The 16,354-nt window shown below is 71.7% G+C and carries 17 protein-coding genes; 11 read left to right on the top strand and 6 right to left on the bottom strand.

What is annotated here, in order from left to right; all coding sequences use genetic code 11:
• Positions 1–101: 101 nt before the first annotated feature.
• Positions 102–788, bottom strand: coding sequence for an O-methyltransferase (locus tag ACFXMF_RS41095; RefSeq protein WP_360314647.1), 687 nt, complete (start codon positions 786–788; stop codon positions 102–104).
• A gap of 325 nt (positions 789–1,113) precedes the next feature.
• Here ACFXMF_RS41095 and sigE point away from each other — a divergent pair, with 325 nt between their 5' ends.
• From sigE to ACFXMF_RS41070, 5 genes are all read left to right on the top strand, one after another.
• On the top strand, positions 1,114–1,731 hold the full coding sequence (sigE, locus tag ACFXMF_RS41090) for an RNA polymerase sigma factor SigE (RefSeq protein WP_052174094.1): 618 nt from the start codon (positions 1,114–1,116) through the stop codon (positions 1,729–1,731).
• A 104-nt stretch (positions 1,732–1,835) separates the two neighbouring features.
• Positions 1,836–2,456, top strand: coding sequence for an anti-sigma factor (locus ACFXMF_RS41085; RefSeq protein ID WP_360314649.1), 621 nt, complete (start codon positions 1,836–1,838; stop codon positions 2,454–2,456).
• A gap of 270 nt (positions 2,457–2,726) precedes the next feature.
• The gene (locus ACFXMF_RS41080) at positions 2,727–4,607 is read left to right on the top strand and encodes a trypsin-like peptidase domain-containing protein (protein WP_379991138.1); all 1,881 of its coding nucleotides are present in this window, start codon (positions 2,727–2,729) and stop codon (positions 4,605–4,607) included.
• Between the two features lie 164 nt (positions 4,608–4,771).
• A complete protein-coding gene (locus tag ACFXMF_RS41075; RefSeq protein ID WP_360314653.1) occupies positions 4,772–5,209 on the top strand; it encodes a sec-independent translocase in 438 nt (145 codons plus the stop codon).
• A gap of 287 nt (positions 5,210–5,496) precedes the next feature.
• Complete coding sequence (locus ACFXMF_RS41070) at positions 5,497–6,141, top strand: hypothetical protein (RefSeq protein ID WP_360314655.1); 645 nt, start codon at positions 5,497–5,499, stop codon at positions 6,139–6,141.
• Positions 6,142–6,269: 128 nt separating this feature from the next.
• Here the strand turns inward: ACFXMF_RS41070 and ACFXMF_RS41065 are convergent, their stop codons facing one another.
• The gene (locus ACFXMF_RS41065) at positions 6,270–7,418 is read right to left on the bottom strand and encodes an Mrp/NBP35 family ATP-binding protein (protein ID WP_379991139.1); all 1,149 of its coding nucleotides are present in this window, start codon (positions 7,416–7,418) and stop codon (positions 6,270–6,272) included.
• A 74-nt stretch (positions 7,419–7,492) separates the two neighbouring features.
• Between ACFXMF_RS41065 and ACFXMF_RS41060 the strand changes: the two genes are divergently transcribed.
• The 3 genes from ACFXMF_RS41060 to ACFXMF_RS41050 all read left to right on the top strand — a co-directional run bounded on the left by ACFXMF_RS41060 (position 7,493) and on the right by ACFXMF_RS41050 (position 10,193).
• The gene (locus tag ACFXMF_RS41060; protein WP_360314657.1) at positions 7,493–8,377 is read left to right on the top strand and encodes an amidohydrolase family protein; all 885 of its coding nucleotides are present in this window, start codon (positions 7,493–7,495) and stop codon (positions 8,375–8,377) included.
• A gap of 81 nt (positions 8,378–8,458) precedes the next feature.
• Positions 8,459–8,935 (top strand): macro domain-containing protein, encoded by a 477-nt coding sequence (locus tag ACFXMF_RS41055; protein ID WP_379991141.1) that lies wholly within the window; start codon positions 8,459–8,461, stop codon positions 8,933–8,935.
• A gap of 19 nt (positions 8,936–8,954) precedes the next feature.
• Positions 8,955–10,193: a benzoate/H(+) symporter BenE family transporter gene (locus ACFXMF_RS41050; protein WP_379991142.1), complete on the top strand. Its 1,239-nt coding sequence runs from the start codon at positions 8,955–8,957 to the stop codon at positions 10,191–10,193.
• On the opposite strand, the gene ACFXMF_RS41045 is transcribed toward ACFXMF_RS41050, so the two are convergent.
• The 3 genes from ACFXMF_RS41045 to ACFXMF_RS41035 all read right to left on the bottom strand — a co-directional run bounded on the left by ACFXMF_RS41045 (position 10,168) and on the right by ACFXMF_RS41035 (position 12,666).
• Positions 10,168–10,749, bottom strand: a complete 582-nt coding sequence (locus ACFXMF_RS41045) for a TetR/AcrR family transcriptional regulator (RefSeq protein WP_379991143.1) — start codon at positions 10,747–10,749, stop codon at positions 10,168–10,170. The two genes, ACFXMF_RS41050 and ACFXMF_RS41045, sit on opposite strands and share 26 nt — an antisense overlap.
• A 68-nt stretch (positions 10,750–10,817) precedes the next feature.
• Positions 10,818–11,402, bottom strand: a complete 585-nt coding sequence (locus ACFXMF_RS41040) for a DUF1003 domain-containing protein (protein ID WP_379991144.1) — start codon at positions 11,400–11,402, stop codon at positions 10,818–10,820.
• Positions 11,392–12,666, bottom strand: coding sequence for a magnesium transporter MgtE N-terminal domain-containing protein (locus ACFXMF_RS41035; RefSeq protein ID WP_360314667.1), 1,275 nt, complete (start codon positions 12,664–12,666; stop codon positions 11,392–11,394). The genes ACFXMF_RS41040 and ACFXMF_RS41035 overlap by 11 nt, the downstream gene beginning before the upstream one ends.
• Before the next feature lie 142 nt (positions 12,667–12,808).
• Here ACFXMF_RS41035 and ACFXMF_RS41030 point away from each other — a divergent pair, with 142 nt between their 5' ends.
• Positions 12,809–13,564 carry a hypothetical protein gene (locus ACFXMF_RS41030; RefSeq protein ID WP_360314669.1) on the top strand — a complete coding sequence of 252 codons (756 nt, stop codon included), beginning with the start codon at positions 12,809–12,811 and terminating at the stop codon, positions 13,562–13,564.
• 110 nt (positions 13,565–13,674) lie between these two features.
• The gene (locus ACFXMF_RS41025) at positions 13,675–14,607 is read left to right on the top strand and encodes a hypothetical protein (protein ID WP_360314671.1); all 933 of its coding nucleotides are present in this window, start codon (positions 13,675–13,677) and stop codon (positions 14,605–14,607) included.
• Between the two features lie 12 nt (positions 14,608–14,619).
• Here the strand turns inward: ACFXMF_RS41025 and ACFXMF_RS41020 are convergent, their stop codons facing one another.
• Positions 14,620–15,180 carry a hypothetical protein gene (locus tag ACFXMF_RS41020; protein WP_379991145.1) on the bottom strand — a complete coding sequence of 187 codons (561 nt, stop codon included), beginning with the start codon at positions 15,178–15,180 and terminating at the stop codon, positions 14,620–14,622.
• Positions 15,181–15,295: 115 nt separating this feature from the next.
• Here ACFXMF_RS41020 and ACFXMF_RS41015 point away from each other — a divergent pair, with 115 nt between their 5' ends.
• Positions 15,296–16,264 (top strand): CoA ester lyase, encoded by a 969-nt coding sequence (locus ACFXMF_RS41015; protein WP_360314675.1) that lies wholly within the window; start codon positions 15,296–15,298, stop codon positions 16,262–16,264.
• Positions 16,265–16,354: the final 90 nt, after the last annotated feature.

Raw genomic sequence — 16,354 nt, 5'->3', positions numbered from 1 at the left:
GGAGACTCGGGTCCGAATCGAGGCCGTCGGCATGTCCGGGCGGCTTTGGCCCGACGGCGCGGGCGAAAGGAGTCCCGACGAGCCGCGACCACCGGAGGCGATCAGCCCCGGCGGGCCGCGCACAGCAGGCCGTCGCCGACCGGGAGCAGCGCGGGCACGAGCGACTCGTGCTCGCGGATCACCCGCAGCACGTCGCGCACGGCCGCGGTCTCCGGGTCCCGGTGCGCCGGATCGGGCACCCGGTCGTGCAGGAGCGCGTTGTCGAAGCAGACCACGCCGCCGGGCCGCAGCAGGCGCAGCGCCTCGGCCAGGTAGTCCAGGTACTCCAGTTTGTCGCCGTCGCAGAAGACCAGGTCGTAACCGCCGTCGGCGAGCCGCGGCAGCACCTCCAGGGCGCGGCCCGGGATGAACCGGGCACGACCGCTGGGGAAGCCCGCCTCGGTGAAGGTCTCCTTGGCGAGGCGCTGGTTCTCCGGGTCGGCGTCGACCGTGGTGAGCACACCGTCGGGGCGCATGCCGCGCAGCAGGTAGAGGCCGGAGACCCCGGTCCCGGTCCCGATCTCGGCGACCGCCTTGGCCTCCACCGCGGCCGCGAGGAAGCGCAGTGCGGCACCGCCACCCGGACCTATCGGGAGCACGCCGACTTCCCGGGCGCGGGCGCGGGCGCCCGCGAGGACGGCGTCCTCGCCGACGTACTCTTCCGCGAACGCCCAGCTCGCCTGGCGATTGCCGGAAATGGCTTCCTCCTCTGTCCCGGCCGCCCGTACGCGTCTCGACGGGTCGGCCACCTGAGCGCAAGGGTATTACCGAGGGGTCATCCGCCCGGCCGGGGAGCGCCGCACGCGTGCGCCCGGGCGCCGGGCACGAGCGCCGGGGGGCGACCGGGCCGGAATCGGGGAACCCCGTCCGGGCGCGGTTCGTTGGCCCCCTCGGAAGACAGGTGAACACGAGGCTCGTGGTCTCGCGGCACCGCAGGTGGGCCGGATCCGGGCTCGGCGCCCTTATCCGGGCTTAACAGGCAGGGCGCTTATGGTGGTTGCGCTACTCGGAAGAGGAGGTGTGGCAGTGGTCGACCACCGCGGGGAACAATCCTGTACCCGCGACGCGTCGCCGATGCCGGATCACGTGGCCGAAGCCGCAAACGCAATCAGCAGCCCAGCCCAGGCCGAATGGGTCCCGCCGTCGTGGGAGGACATCGTCCGCACCCACTCCGCTCGGGTCTATCGGCTCGCCTACCGCCTCAGCGGCAACCCGCACGACGCGGACGACATCACCCAAGAGGTGTTCGTCCGAGTGTTCCGATCGTTGTCGAGCTACACGCCCGGCACGTTCGAGGGTTGGCTGCACCGCATCACCACGAACCTTTTCCTCGACATGGTTCGGCGCCGTCAGCGCATCCGCTTCGAGGGTCTGGGCGACGACGCGGGCGAACGCCTCGCCGGTCGTGAGCTCTCACCCGCGCAGGCATACGACGACGCCCACCTGGACGCGGACGTCCAGCAGGCGCTGGACGCGCTCGCTCCGGAGTTCCGCGCCGCGGTCGTGCTGTGTGACATCGAGGGCCTGTCGTACGAGGAGATCGCCACCACGCTCGGAGTGAAACTCGGGACCGTGCGCAGCCGCATTCACCGCGGCCGGTCCCAGCTCCGTGCGGCGCTGCGGCATCGTGCTCCCCGGAACAAGGCAGGCCAGGAGACGGCTGCGGAGGTCCGGACCACGGTGCGGAGATGAGGGACCGTGATCAGTGAGCCCGGCGACCGCTTGGGCAGGGGGGTAGTGAGTGCCACACGGGTGGGGCGCGCCGCGACCCGACGTGGGGCATGCGAGGTGGGGACATGAGCCACCTCGACGACAAGCTCGCCGCCTATGTGGACGGCGAGCTGGGCCACGAGGCCCGTGAGAAGGTGCTGGCGCACCTCGCCGAATGCGCGGACTGTCGCGTGGAGGCGGAGGAGCAGCGCCAGGTGAAACAACTGCTCGGCAAGGTGGCGCAACCCGGACCGTCGGGCGATCTGATGGCGCGGTTGCTGGCCTTGGGCGAGCCGGATCAGGAGCCGCCTCCGCCGCCCGCGTCGGGGGATCGTTTCACCTTCCCGACCGCCGGGCGACCGGCGGTCTCGGCACGTGCGCGTCTGCGCTCGACCGGTCCGCGGGCCGGTCGGCCCGGCAACATGCCCGAGCGGGTGCGCCCGCCGGTGAGCCGGCGTCGGCTGACATTCGCCGCCGCGGGCGCGTTCTCGATGATGGCCGTCGCGCTGAGCAGCGCGTTCGTGCCGGGCGGGACGAGCGGCGGCACCGAGGGACGGCCCGCGGCGCCGGCCGTGGAGCGATACCTCGTGGAGCAGGCCGCCACCACGACCGCACTGCCGGCGGGCTCGGCGCCGCGCCGGCCGGGGCTGGTGCTGGCCGGCGCCCCGCTGACGGTGCCGGTGCCGTCGGAGGGCGCTCGCCACTAGGGCGACGACCGCAATCCCGCGTCGAGGTATTCGGCGCGGGATCGAGGTCGTGGCCCGGTGTGGTGCGGATCGGCGGAAACGGGTCGTAGTCGGGCGAATCGGAGTGGGTGTCGCCCGGCGGGCGGGGCACTTTCGGCCGACCGCGCGTGCGACGTGGCGGGGCGGGTATCCACTGCCGCCGGGACGGCACCGATCGGCACGCGCAAGACTGTGGCCGTGTCGGGGAAGCAGCAGGTGCTCGGCACACCGGGAGCGGTAGGAAGGCACACGATGAGCGACGCATACGGCCGCGGGGGAGCGGAGCCGCCGCGAGGCGACGACGCGCCGGCCGGGCCGGGACCCGATCACGACGCGGAACCGGCGGCCTTCCCGCCCGGGGCACCGCCCTCGGCGGCGGGTGCCCGGGCGGACGAGCCCGAGCCGGGTCGGTCCGCCGAACCGGCCGAGGCGGAGCCGGCGGGCGGGGTCCGCCCCGGGCCGTCGGCGCGGACGCCGGACGAGACACCGGACCGGGCACCGGGCGGCGCGTCGACCGGGGCACCGTCGGAGCACGCGTCCCAGGCCGGTCCCGACGCCGAACCCGCCGCGTTCCCGGACCGGCCGTCGTTGGCCAAGGCCGATCGCCCGGTGGCGGGCGAGGACGCCACCCCGGTCGGGCCCGCCGACGAGGCGGCGCCGGCCGATCCCGCGACCGAGCCGGCCGCGTTCGGCCCCCCGGTCCCGGACGTGCGGGACGCGGTAACCACCGAGGTGCCGGTGGTACACGGCACCGCCGAGCTGCCGAGCGCGGACGACCCCGCCTACGATCCCTTCGCGCCGCCCCCGCAGCCACCCCCGCCCGCCGGTCCGCCGCCGCAGCAGCAGCCGTGGCCGGGGCAGGTCGGCGGCTACGGCACCCACCCCGGCGTGGGGCAAACCGGCTACGGGCCCTACGGGCCGTACCCCTCGTACGCCCCGCAGACGGCCTACGCGCCCTATCAGGCGGTGCCGTACGGATATTCGGTACCGGGAGACATGACCGGCGCCGGCGGGCCCACCGAGGACCTCGGCAGGCGCTACGGTCGCCGACTCGTGGTGTGGGCCGCGGCCCTCGCGCTGGTGGCCGGTCTGATCGGCGGCGGCATCGGTGCCTGGATCGCCGACCGGCACGACACCAAGGTTCGGCTCGGCGCCGCGCCGCCCACCGGTCCGGCCCGCGGCAAGGACACCATCGCCGGGCTCGCGGGCAGCACGCTGCCGGGGGTGGTGTACATCCACACCAAGACCGGCCGAGGCGAGGCCACCGGCACCGGCTTCGTGCTGGACACCGCCGGCGACATCCTGACCAACAACCACGTGGTCGACGCGGCCTCGTCCGGCGGCACGATCACGGTCACCTTCAACGACGGCCAGCAGACCCAGGCGACCCTGGTCGGCCGGGACACCGGCTACGACCTCGCGGTGATCCGGGTGTCGGGCGTGCAGGGGCTGCACCCGCTGCCGCTGGGCAACTCCGACGGCGTCCAGGTCGGCGACCCGGTGATCGCCATCGGCGCGCCGTTCAACCTGGAGGGCACCGTCACCTCCGGGATCATCAGCGCCAAGGACCGTGCGGTGAGCGCGGGCGGTTCGGGCAGCGACGTGTCCTACATCAGCGCGTTGCAGACCGACGCGCCGATCAACCCCGGCAACTCCGGTGGCCCGCTGATCGACGCGGCGGGCTCGGTGATCGGGATCAACTCGGCAATCCGCTCGGCCGGCGGTGGCGGGCAGGGCAATCCGTTCGGCACGCAGCAGGAGGCGGGCAGCATCGGCCTCGGCTTCGCCATCCCGATCAACCAGGCGCGTCGCGTCGCGCAGCAGTTGATCGACACCGGCAAGGCGTCGCATCCGGTGATCGGCGTCTCGTTGGACGTCGCGTACCAGGGCGACGGCGCGCGGATCGCGTCCTCGGACGTCAAGGGCACGCCGCCGATCCGGGCCGGGGGACCGGCCGAGCGGGCCGGGCTCAAGCCGGGCGACGTGATCAAGGCGATCGACGGCCGCAAGGTGCACGACGCCAACGAGTTGATCGTGGCGATCCGGTCCAAGGCTCCCGGTGCGGTGGTCAAGCTGACCATCGAACGGGACGGCGGCGAGCGCACGGTCGACATGACCCTCGAAGCCGGATGACTCGGACATGACGTACACATGTCCGGACGGTCACATCTTCCGACGATAGGCACCAAACGGAAGGTTCGATGCCGGCTGCGGCCTTCCGCTCCAGGTGTCGACGACTACTCTGAGGGGGTTCGGTCGCCCGATCGAACCCCCTCGCGCAATCTCGTGGAGTCCAGGTGTTCGACGTCGGTGCACCCGAGATGGTCGCGCTCGTCATCCTCGCGATCGTGATCTTCGGTCCGGAGAAGTTGCCGAAGATGATCGGCGACGTGGCCCGCACCATTCGCAAGTTTCGCGAGTTCTCCTCCGGGGCCCGGGCCGATCTGAAGAAGGAACTCGGTCCGGAGTTCCAGGACATGCACCTGGAGGACCTCAACCCCAAGACGTTCGTGCGCAAGAACCTGATGGGCGACGGCGACGACGACCTGGGCATCCGCGAGCTGCGCGACTCGCTCGGCAAGGACTTCGAGGAGATCAAGGGCCTGGCCAGTGGCAGCCCCTACGACTCGGACGTGCCGGACACCTCGTACAGCCCGCCGTCGTTGCAGAAGAAGACCGCCGCTCCCCGGGTGGAGCCCGGCGAGCGCCCGCCGTACGACGCCGACGCGACCTGAGCGTCGGCGGTCGCCGCGTCGAGGGTCCTTTCCGACGCGGGTTCGAGGACCGCTGCCCGGTGTCGCCGATTCCCGGCCGTCGACGGTCGTGCGCGGTGCGGGGTCGTCCGCGCATTCGGGCACTATGTAGCCGGAGTACACGGGCGGTGTGTGGTCGGTGACTCGGCGGATACATGTATCGAAGGGTCGGTCCACCCGAGAGGCGCGGGGGGAGGTGGGCCCCGGCCATGGCATACCGAGGCAGCCGGCGGCGCCGCCGCGCCGCGCGAGAGGACCTGAGGCGGAGCATGGACACAATCAGCCACGCGGGCGAGGCGTTGCCCGCCGACGAGGCGGGCAAGCCCGACCTGCTGGCGGAATACCTGGGCGCGGACTTCCCCTGGTACGGCCTGGACGAGGGCTGGAACGGGCGGCGTTGGTTGTCGTCGGTGTGCAAGGGCCGGCGCACGATCGAGTACGGCACGCTCGGCCACGGAGACCTGCCGAGCCGGCGGCCCGGTGATCCGACACCGCGCCGGTTCGTGTCCGTGGTGACCGTCCCGCGGCGGCCCAAGCGGCCGGCCGGGGACGGCACGGGACAGATGGAGGCCACCTCCAAGGCGAGCGCGGCGTCACTCGCAGGGGTGGCATTGCTCGCGGACAGTTGGCCGTGGCAGTTGGACCGCACGACCCGGGCGGAGTGGCTGGATCAGCAGACCAACATCGCGTGGGATCTGTCCGACAATCTGACCGGACCCGGTTGGACGGACCTGGCCATTCCGGTGGACGGGGTGCCCGCGCGGTTCCGCTATCGGGAGTCGGCCTACGGCTGGGTGCTCGCGGGCGAGAGCGCGGGTGTCTACCTCGGGGTGTACGGCCGCGGCGCGAGCGCGTACGGCCTGGGCCTGTCCCGCGAGGTGGACCTGCACACGTACGCGAAACCGGACTCGTGACCGCGGCGCGATGACCCCGGGGGCACGGGCGCGACCGTCGAACGGGCGCGCGTGCCCTCGGGATCATCGCGGTGGAGCGCCGTCGGGCGGGGTGCCGCCGACCTCCATCGGGATCTTCCCGACCGCGGCTAGAAGTTGCGCAGCGGGGTCAGTCCGAGCTGGAGGCCGGAGAGCCCGCGCTCGCGTCCGCCGAGCTTGGCCGCGATCGTGCCCAGCGCGATGGCCGCGGGCGATTCCGGGGCGTCCAGCACGACCGGCTTGCCGGTGTCGCCGCCCTCGCGCAGCCGGGTGTCGATCGGGATCGAACCGAGCAGCGGGACCTTGGTGCCGGTGGCCGCGGACAGACCGTCGGCGACCCGCTGACCGCCGCCGGAGCCGAACACGTCGACCATCTCGCCGCAGTGCGGGCAGGGCAGCCCGGCCATGTTCTCGATCACGCCGGCGATGGTCTGCCGGGTCTCCACCGCGATGGTGCCCGCCCGCTCGGCGACCTCGGCGGCGGCCTGCTGCGGTGTGGTCACCACCAGGATCTCCGCGTTGGGGACCAACTGGGCGACCGAGATGGCGATGTCGCCGGTGCCCGGCGGGAGGTCGAGCAGCAGCACGTCCAGGTCGCCCCAGTAGACGTCGGCGAGGAACTGCTGGAGCGCGCGGTGCAACATCGGACCGCGCCACACCACCGGGGCGTTGCCCGGGGTGAACATGCCGATCGAGATCACCTTCACGCCCTGCGCCGACGGCGGCATGATCATGTTCTCGACCTGGGTGGGCTTGCCCTCCGCGCCGAGCATGCGCGGCACCGAGTGGCCGTAGATGTCGGCGTCCACGATGCCGACCTTGAGCCCCTGGGCGGCCATCGAGGCGGCCAGGTTCACCGTCACCGACGACTTGCCGACGCCGCCCTTGCCGGACGCCACCGCGTAGACCCGGGTGAGCGAGCCGGGCTTGGCGAACGGCACCTCGCGCTCGGCCTGGCCGCCGCGCAGGTTGCTCGCGAGTTCCTTGCGCTGTGCGTCGCTCATCACGTCGAGTTCGACGTCGACCGAGGTCACGCCGGGCAGCGCGGCGACGGCCGTCTCGACCCGGGTGATGATCGTCTCGCGCATCGGGCAGCCGCTGACGGTCAGGAAGACCCCGACCTCGACCCGCCCGTCGGGATGGATCTCGACGGATTTGACCATGCCCAATTCGGTGATGGGCCGGTGGATCTCGGGGTCCTGGACGGTCGCCAGCGCATCCTGGACGTCGTCCGCCGAGGGCAGGGTTGCAGAAGCCATACCGTGAGCTTACGACGCCCTCGGAAAATCCCTTCGAGAGCATCGACCTGCGAGCCGAATGGGGAGGTGGCCGTGTGACGACGGTGACCGAGGAGACGCGCGTGGCCCGGTTTCGCCGGGAACTGGGACTGGCGTCGTTGATCGACGTGCACACGCACTTCATGCCCAAGCGAGTGCTGGACAAGGTGTGGGCCTACTTCGACGCGGCCGGTCCGCTGATCGGCCGGCCGTGGCCGATCACCTACCGACTCGACGAGGACGAACGGGTGGCCAAGCTGCGCGCGTTCGGCGTCTCGGCGTTCACCTCGATGTTGTATCCGCACAAACCCGGGATGGCCGTGTGGCTGAACGCGTGGGCGCGCGAGTTCGCCGCGCGTACCCCGGACTGCCTGCACACGGCGACCTTCTTCGCCGAGCCGGGCGCGGGCAAGTACGTGCGCGAGGCGATCGAGTCGGGGGCGGTCGTGTTCAAGGCGCACGTCCAGGTCGGTGGGTACGACCCGGGCGATCCGCTGCTGGAGGACGTGTGGGGCACGCTCGCGGACGCGGGGGTGCCGGTGGTCGCGCACTGCGGTTCGGGGCCGGTGCCCGGGGCGCACACCGGGCCCGAGCCGATCACCCGGGTACTCGCCCGGCACCCGCGACTGCGGCTGATCGTCGCGCACATGGGGATGCCGGAATACGGCGAGTTCCTGGATCTCGCGGACCGGCACGAGGGCGTGTATCTGGACACCACGATGGCCTTCACCGACTTCGTCGAGGAGTTCACCCCGTTCCCGCCCGCCGACCGCGTCCGGCTGCGGGACGCGGCGGATCGCATCCTGTGGGGCAGCGACTTCCCGAACATCCCGTACGGCTACGTGCACGGGCTCGACGCGCTGACCCGGCTGGAGCTGGGCGACGACTGGCTGCGGGCGGTCTGCCACGACAACGCGGCCCGCCTGTTCGGCCGACCGTGACGGTGCCGCCGCCCGGCGGTACGGCGGCGAGCCCGGGCAGTCGGTGCCGACGCGTCGGTGCGGTTGGCTACGGTGCCGCGCATGGCGACCGTCACGTACATCCGAGGAGACGCCACCACGCCGCTGGGCAAGGGCGTCAAGGTGATCGCGCACGTCTGCAACGACCAGGGCGGCTGGGGCAAGGGCTTCGTGCTCGCGGTATCTCGGCGTTGGCCCGAGCCCGAGGCCGACTATCGACGTTGGCATCGCGAGCGGGCGGGCAACGACTTCGGGCTCGGCGCGGTACGCCTGGTCCGGGTGGCCACCCACCTGTGGGTGGCCAACATGATCGGCCAACACGGCATGCGCACCGGCAGCAAAGGGCCGCCGGTGCGCTACGAGGCGATCGACCGGGCCCTGGGCGAAGTCGGCCGCCGGGCGCTCGAACTCGGGGCCACGGTCCACATGCCGCGAATTGGCTGTGGTCTGGCGGGGGGTAGCTGGGGCAGGGTGGAGCCGCTCGTCCTCGAACGGTTGAGCGCGTGCGGTGTCCAGGTCACCGTCTACGACCACGATTGACCACGAGGCGAGGCGCCGGGTGCGTACGGGGACCACGACGAACACCGAACCGGCGCCGCCCTCGGCCGAGCCGAGGTGGTGGCGGGACGCGTCCTTCTCGGCCGTGCTCGCCGGTCTGATCGCGGTGCTGGTCTCCTACTCGGGGCCGCTGGTGATCGTGCTGACCGCGGCCTCGGCCGGCGGGCTGACCCGGGAGCAGACCGGCTCGTGGGTCTGGGCGTTGTCCATCGGCAGCGGGCTGACCTGCCTGGGCCTGAGCCTGTACACCAGGATGCCGATCGTCACCGCGTGGTCCACCCCGGGCGCCGCGCTGCTGGTGACCAGCCTGGGTTCGTACCCGTATCCCGAGGCGATCGGCGCGTTCGTGGTGACCGGCGTGCTGATCACCGTGATCGGGGTGACCGGCGTGTTCGGCCGGCTGATTCGCCGGGTGCCCGCCGCGGTGGTGTCCGCGATGCTGGCCGGAATCCTGTTCTCGTTCGGCACCGGGGTGTTCACCTCGGTCCGGACCGCGCCCTGGATCGCCGGCGGCGTGCTGCTCGCCTACCTGCTCGGGAAGCGCTTCCTCCCGCGCTACGCGGTACCGGCCGCGCTCGTGGTCGGGGTGGCCTGCGCGGCGGCGACGTCCCGGCTGCACGTGCACATCGACACGTTCGAGATCGCCCGGCCGCAGTGGACCACACCGCACCTGTCGGTGCCCGCCCTGATCGGGATCGCGGTGCCGCTCCTGGTGGCCACCCTCGCGTCGCAGAACGCGCCCGGGATGGGGGTGTTGGCCGCGTCCGGCTACGCGCCGAACGACCGGGTGCTGATCGGCTCGACCGGGGTGGTATCCACGCTGCTCGCGCCGTTCGGGTCGCACGCGATCAACCTGGCCGCGATCACCGCCGCGATCTGCACCGGGCCCGAGGCGCACCACGACCCCCGCAGGCGCTACGTCGCGGGCGTCTCGTGCGGGGTCTTCTACCTGATCGTGGGCATGTTCGGGTCGACCCTGGTGGCGCTGTTCGCGGGCCTGCCCAAGGAACTGGTCGCGGCGGTCGCGGGCGTGGCGCTGTTCGGCGCGCTGGCGAGCGGGCTCACCGGCGCGATGGCCGACGACGAGCACCGCGAGGCGGCGCTGATCACCTTCCTGGCCACCGCGTCCGGGGTCACCATCGGCGGGATCGGATCCGCGTTCTGGGGACTGATCGCCGGTGTCCTGGCCCACGTGGTGCTGTCCGGCGGCCGGTTCAGCCTGCCCCGCCGGCGCCCATGAGCACCCGCATGCCCTCGGCGAGATCCCGGCCGGTGGGGGCGTTCTCCGGGGCGAACATCCACTGGCTGACCACGCCCACCAGCAGCGCCTGACACAGCGCGCCGACCGTGCCGGTGAGGTGCTCGTTGCCCTCCTCGGGCACGCCCAGGAAGATCGAGGCCAGTCCGGAGCGGCCGGCGTCCTGTGCCGCGCCGAGCACCTTGTGGATCTCCGGCAACTCGTCGAGATGGGCCAGGACCTCGAAGTTGGCCGCCCACATCATCCGGTGCGACTCCATCAGGTCGATCACCCGTGTCCAGATCGCCTCGAAGCGCTCCAGCGGCGCGGTCTCGCCGCCGACCGCCTCGGCCAGCGCGCCGGCCAGTTCGTCACCCCAGCCCTCGATCGACTCCAGCAGCGCCTGCTGCATCAGCGCGTCCTTGGACCCGTAGTGATAGCCGATCGATCCGAGGTTGGTCCCCGACGCGGCGACGATGTCGCGCGCGGTGGTGCGCATGTAGCCCTTCTCGTACAGACAACGTTTGGCTCCGGCCAGCAGGTCTTCGCGGTGTCCCATGCACCGATCGTAACCCTGCCGTAGACAAATGTCTTATACGGATGACTCATACGATTGTATAAAACAGCTCAGGGACGCTTCGGCTCCGGCGGGTGTTGCCGGTGGGGCGGGTGCGTGTCGCTCACGTCGCGCCCCATCAGCCAGCCGTCGGTCTCCCGACGCTCGTCCAACTCCTTGAGCATGGACTGGAGTTCCGAGCGCAGGAAGTCCCGGGTGGCGACCTCGCCGAGGGCGATCCGCAGCGCCGCGACCTCGCGGGTCAGATACTCGGTGTCCGCGATGTTGCGCTCGTTGCGGGCCCGGTCCTGCTCCAGGTTGACCCGGTCCCGGTCGTCCTGCCGGTTCTGCGCGAGCAGGATCAGCGGCGCCGCGTAGGACGCCTGCAGGGACAACGCCAGGGTCAGGAAGATGAACGGGTACTCGTCGAAGCGCAGCGCCGGCGGCACGAAGATGTTCCAGCCGATCCACACGATCACCGTGGCGGTCATGTAGACCAGGAACCGGCCGGTGCCCAGGAAGCGGGCGATCCGCTCGGAGAACCGACCGAACGCCTCCGGATCGTACGCGGGCAGCAGCGGGCGCCGCCCCGGGGCGCGCGGTTGATCCAGGCGCGGCCGGCGGCGCTTGTCGGTGCTCGTGCTCTCACGGGCCACGGCGCACTCCCCCGTCTCCGTGTATGGCGCCCTCGCGCCAGTCCTCGGGCAGCAGGTGGTCGAGCACGTCGTCGACGGTGACCGCGCCGAGCAGGTGGTCGTCCTCGTCCACCACGGGAGCGGCGACCATGTTGTACGCGGCCAGGAAGCTGGTCACCTCGGCGAGCGGGGTGTCCGGCCGCAGCGGCATCAGGTCGGTGTCCAGGACCGCGCCGACCAGGGTGAACGGTGGATCGCGCAACAGCCGCTGGAAGTGCACCGTGCCCAGGTACTTGCCGGTCGGCGTCTCGGTCGGCGGTCGGCAGACGTAGACCTGGCTGGCCAGGGCCGGCGAGAGGTCGGAGTTGCGCACGTGTGCGAGGGCCTCGGCGATCGTGGCGCCCGGCTCCAGCACGATCGGCTCGGTGGTCATCATGCCGCCGGCGGTGTCCTCGACGTAGGTCAGCAGTCGGCGGACGTCCTCGGCCTCCTCCGGCTCCATCAGGCCGAGCAGGCGCTCCGCGGTGTCCTCGGGCAACTCGGAGATCAGGTCGGCCGCGTCGTCCGGGTCCATCGCCTCCAGGACGTCGGCCGCCCGCTCCTCTTGGAGCTGGCCCAGGATCTCGACCTGGTCGTCCTCGGGCAACTCCTCCAGCACGTCCGCGAGCCGGTCGTCGTCCAGCGCCGCGGCCACCTCGGCACGGCGCTTGGCGGACAGGTTGTGCAGCACGTTCGCCAGGTCGGCGGGCCGCAACTGCTCGAACGTGGCGAGCAGGTTGGCCGCGCCCTGCTGGTCCTCCGGGCGCTCGAAGCCGACCACCGCGTTCCAGTCGACGGTGATCGTCTCGCCGCGCCGCCGGCGCAGCCCGGAGGTGGCGCCCTTTTGCACGAACAACTTGGCGATCAGCCAGTCGCGACCGCGCCCGAGCGCCATCGCGACGTCCAGCACGGTCACCGGCTCGTCGGTCTCGGCCAGGGCCACCCGGCGGTCCAGCATCTCGGCGAGCACCAGCGTCTCGCTCGGCCGCTGCTCGAAGCGGCGCATGTTGACCAGCCCGGTGGTGATCACCTCGCCGGTCTCCACACTGGTCACCCGGGTCATCGGGACGAAGATCCGCCGCCGGGTGGCCACCTCGACGACCAGGCCGAGCACGCGTGGGGGAAGCTGGGCGGTACGCAACATCACCACCACGTCGCGCAGCCGGCCGACGTGGTCGCCGTTGGGGTCGAACACGGCCACGCCGGCAAGGTGCGAGATGAACACCCGCCCGGATGACGCACCCATGCCGTGGTCCCTCCGTCGCCGATGTGTACGTCCGCGTTGGCCGATCCGCGCGCTCGTGCCGCGGGTGTCCCGAACGGTCAGGTTACCGGTGAAGGTGGGCATGATCACGACACCCGGCGCCCGGCTCAGTACAGTGCCGCCCGTGCGCTTGCCTCGGATGAAGACCACGATCGCCCTCCTGGCCGCCTGTGTCCTCACCGGCACGGCGTGTTCGAAGGAGGAGACCGGGCTCGGTGCGGAGTCCGCGGACTCCATAGCCGGCAAGTCCAAGGCGGCGGCCGCGGCGGCCGGCGCCGTCCACGTGCAGGGCGTGTGGAAGATCCAGAGCCAGCAGTTCCGGATCGACCTGCGGCTCAAGCGTGACGGCGGGGTGGGCACCGTGGTCACCGCGGACAGCACCATCGAACTGCTGCGGGTCGGCCAGGACCTGTTCGTGCGCGGCGACGCCCGGCTCTACCAGGGTCGGGACGGGCGCGGCGGGGCCGAGGTGGAACAGTCGGCCCAGGCGCTGCGGGACAAGTTCGTCAAGGTCTCGCCCGCCGATCCCAGTTACGCCCGACTGTCCGGCTTCACCCGGATGCAGGACATGATCACCGATCTGATCCGGCTCAACGGCAAGCTCAAGAAGGACGGCCGGGAGAACGTGCGCGGCGCCGAGTCGCTCAAGCTGGTGGCGGACCGGGGCCGCGGCGGCGAACTGCGAGTGGCCCTGCGGGGGACGCCGTTCCCGCTCAAGTACATCCCGTCGCCGACCGGCGGAGCGCTCGAACTCTTCGAATACGACCAGGACTTCCCGCTGGTGCTGCCCAAGGCCGAGGATGTGGTCGACTACGGCTCGTTGACCGACGGCAAGCAACCGTCGGGCAAGCCCGACGAGCCGAAGCCGGGCACCGACTGAGGCGGGCGATTCCCCCTCCGGGATACCGTTTCCGGTAGGACGGCGACGCGGTCGAGCGTCGATTCGGGTCAGCGAACCAACGAGACATCGAACAACGAGGGAACCCAACGGTGGATCACGTGCGGCGCGGCTTCGTGGTGGCGACGGCTGTATCGGTCACGGTGCTGGCCGCCGGGTGCAGTGCGGGACGACCCGCACACCGCTCGTGGCAGGCACCAGTGGACGAACCCTTGGCCGGTGCGCCACTGGGCAACCAGGTGGACAACCTGGACCCGGCGGCGATCCTGCAGCGGGCCCAGGCCGCGACGGCCGGGGCGAAATCGGTGCACGTCAAGGGCGAGTTGACGGTCCCGGGCGCGGCCGGCAAACCGGCCAAGCCGTTCAGCGTGGACATGCGCTTCACCAGCACCGGCAGCGAGGGCCAGATCGTCGAGGACAGCACGACGGCCTACGTCACCCGGGTGCAGAACCAGGTCTGGTTCCGGGGCGACACGAAGTTCTGGTCCAAGGTCGACGGCGCCAACTCGGACGTGGCCAACCACGAGAAGTACGTACAGGTCCCCTCCGGGGACAAGAAGTACGACGGCATCGTGGAGAACACCTACGTCGAGCGGCTCACCAACAAGCTGATGGGCAAGCCGGGCAAACTGGAGAAGGGCCCGGTCAAGCAGGTCAACGGGCACAAGGCGATCGCGCTGGAGAGCCGCACGCCGGGCGCGGGCGGCACCATCTGGGTGGCCACCGAAGGCGCTCCGTACCTGCTGCGGATGGAGTCGGCCCCGGAGGTCCGGCAGGCCGGCGCGTTCGATTTCCTCGGCTACGGCGAGCGGGTGGACGTGCACGCGCCGGACCCCAAGGACGTGGTGGACAAGGGCCTGACCACCCAGGGCCGCCCGACCAACGGCAGCGGCAACAACGGCACCTCGACGCGCCCCCCGAACGGCACGCCCTCCACCGGGAGTACGCGCCGCTCGGACATCGGCCGGACGAGCAAGCCGCCGGTGCCCGGCGGCCTCCGGGGCGACTCGCTGCTGTTCTCCTGAGCCGACCCGCGCTCAGCCGCGTCGGCGCAGGCGGCCGATCGACAGGTTGAACGGCGAGGCCCCGCGGGTCACCGCGGGCGAGCCGATCGGCACGGTGCGGCCCGCGTCCCGGGGCGCGGATCGGGCCGAGCCGGTGGGGGTGAGCCGGATCACGTCGCACTCGCGTGCCCAGCGGGCCGGCTGCTCCTCGCCGTCCGGCGCGTTCAACCGGGCCGCGTGCAGGGCCAGTACGGCCGGCTCGTAGGCCGGGTCGTCCGGGGTGACCACCCGGACCTCGGCGCTCCATCCGGGCAGCCGTCCGCCCTTGTCCTTGCTGCGGACGTCCACCAGCGCCCGCCCGGCCTCGGCCAGGCCGGGTACGAACTGCTCGACGGCGCCGTCCTCGCGGGCGGTCACCAGCCACGAGGAGCCGTCCAGCCACACGTGCCAGACCGGGCGCGGCGGGGCGTCGTCGACGGTGAGCCAGAGCAGGCCGGACTTGCGCGCCGCTTCCTCCAGCAGTGCCGCTTCCTCGCGCAGTGCGGCCTCGTCGAGCGGCGCCGCTTCATCGCGCGGTGCGTCGGTGTCCGTCATGCGCCACAGCGTCCCACAACGCGCAGGCGCGGAACGTGCGCCACCTCATAGTCCGAGGCGGGTGACCCGTCGGTAACCTGACCGCACGATCCGCAGCACTGGGAGGACCAGACACATGGCCGCCACATCGCGTAGCTTGCGTTCCCGCCGTTCCTGTATGGCTGTGCCCGGCAGCAACCCGCGCTTCATCGAGAAGGCGCAGGGGCTCCCGGTCGACCAGGTGTTCCTCGACCTCGAGGACGCCTGCGCCCCGCTCGCCAAGGAGGGCGCGCGACACACCATCGTCGACGCGCTGAACAACGGCGACTGGGGGAATCGGATCCGCGTCGTGCGGGTCAACGACTGGACCACGCACTGGACCTACCGCGACGTGGTCACCGTCGTGGAGGGCGCGGGGGCCAACCTCGACGCCATCATGCTGCCCAAGGTCCAGGACGCCGGCCAGATCAAGGCGCTGGACCTGCTGCTCACCCAGATCGAGAAGACGGTCGGCCTGGAGGTCGGTCGGATCGGCATCGAGGCGCAGATCGAGAACGCCCGCGGCCTGGTGAACGTGGACGAGATCGCCGCCGCGTCGCCGCGGGTGGAGACGATCATCTTCGGGCCGGCCGACTTCATGGCGTCGATCAACATGAAGTCGCTCGTGGTCGGCGAGCAGCCCCCGGGCTACGACACCGGCGACGCCTACCACTACATCCTGATGCGCATCCTGATGGCCGCCCGGGCCAACGACCTCCAGGCGATCGACGGCCCCTACCTCCAGATCAAGGAGGTGGACGGGTTCCGTCGGGTGGCCGGCCGCTCGGCGGCGTTGGGCTTCGACGGCAAGTGGGTGCTGCACCCCGGCCAGATCGACGCCGCGAACGAGCTGTACTCGCCGACCCAGGCCGACTACGACCACGCCGAGATGATCCTCGACGCGTACGACTGGTGCACCTCGGCCGAGGGCGGCATGAAGGGCGCCGCGATGCTCGGCGACGAGATGATCGACGAGGCGTCGCGCAAGATGGCCCTGGTGATGTCGGCCAAGGGCCGTGCCGCGGGCATGCAGCGGACGCAGAAGTTCGAGGCCCCCAAGGGCTGACGCCACACCGGCGGGCCCGGGCCCGGACCGGGACGCGGCGGGGGGGGGGGGGGGGGGCCCGCGCCCGCCCCGCACCGCCCCCCGGCCCAC

This window comes from Embleya sp. NPDC059213 (assembly GCF_042754445.1).
Lineage (GTDB): Bacteria > Actinomycetota > Actinomycetes > Streptomycetales > Streptomycetaceae > Embleya.
This window is presented reverse-complemented; position numbering and strand designations above follow the sequence as displayed.

Excerpts from the sequence above, each read along its gene's own strand:
- sigE (WP_052174094.1), top strand. The coding sequence starts at position 1,114 with ATGCCGGATCACGTGGCCGAAGCCGCAAACGCAATCAGCAGCCCAGCC.
- ACFXMF_RS41085 (WP_360314649.1), top strand. The coding sequence starts at position 1,836 with ATGAGCCACCTCGACGACAAGCTCGCCGCCTATGTGGACGGCGAGCTG.
- ACFXMF_RS41080 (WP_379991138.1), top strand. The coding sequence starts at position 2,727 with ATGAGCGACGCATACGGCCGCGGGGGAGCGGAGCCGCCGCGAGGCGAC.
- ACFXMF_RS41070 (WP_360314655.1), top strand. The coding sequence starts at position 5,497 with ATGGACACAATCAGCCACGCGGGCGAGGCGTTGCCCGCCGACGAGGCG.
- ACFXMF_RS41065 (WP_379991139.1), bottom strand. The coding sequence starts at position 7,418 with ATGGCTTCTGCAACCCTGCCCTCGGCGGACGACGTCCAGGATGCGCTG.
- ACFXMF_RS41055 (WP_379991141.1), top strand. The coding sequence starts at position 8,459 with ATGGCGACCGTCACGTACATCCGAGGAGACGCCACCACGCCGCTGGGC.
- ACFXMF_RS41045 (WP_379991143.1), bottom strand. The coding sequence starts at position 10,749 with ATGGGACACCGCGAAGACCTGCTGGCCGGAGCCAAACGTTGTCTGTAC.
- ACFXMF_RS41035 (WP_360314667.1), bottom strand. The coding sequence starts at position 12,666 with ATGGGTGCGTCATCCGGGCGGGTGTTCATCTCGCACCTTGCCGGCGTG.
- ACFXMF_RS41020 (WP_379991145.1), bottom strand. The coding sequence starts at position 15,180 with ATGACGGACACCGACGCACCGCGCGATGAAGCGGCGCCGCTCGACGAG.
- ACFXMF_RS41015 (WP_360314675.1), top strand. The coding sequence starts at position 15,296 with ATGGCCGCCACATCGCGTAGCTTGCGTTCCCGCCGTTCCTGTATGGCT.